2 tRNA genes are annotated in these 232 nt (G+C 50.4%); both read right to left on the minus strand.

Annotated elements, in window-relative coordinates:
- Positions 1 to 53: 53 nt before the first annotated feature.
- Positions 54 to 144: transfer RNA gene (locus FD23_RS06225), tRNA-Ser, on the minus strand.
- An 8-nt stretch (positions 145 to 152) separates the two neighbouring features.
- Positions 153 to 225 (minus strand) — tRNA-Asn (locus FD23_RS06230).
- Between the last annotated feature and the right edge of the window lie 7 nt (positions 226 to 232).

Below are 232 nucleotides of genomic sequence, written 5' to 3' on the forward strand. Positions count from 1 at the left end.
CCTCCCGGGTATGAACCGGACGCTCTAGCCAGCTGAGCTACACCGCCATAAAACGGAGTGTGAGGGATTTGAACCCTCGATACAGGTATTTACCCGTATACATGATTTCCAATCATGCTCCTTCAGCCGCTCGGACAACACTCCATATTAAACTCCGCCTGTCAGACTCGAACTGACGACATCCTGATTAACAGTCAAGCGCTCTACCAACTGAGCTAAGGCGGAATGTTGA

It is taken from the genome of Lactobacillus delbrueckii subsp. delbrueckii DSM 20074 = JCM 1012 (assembly GCF_001433875.1).
Lineage (GTDB): Bacteria > Bacillota > Bacilli > Lactobacillales > Lactobacillaceae > Lactobacillus > Lactobacillus delbrueckii.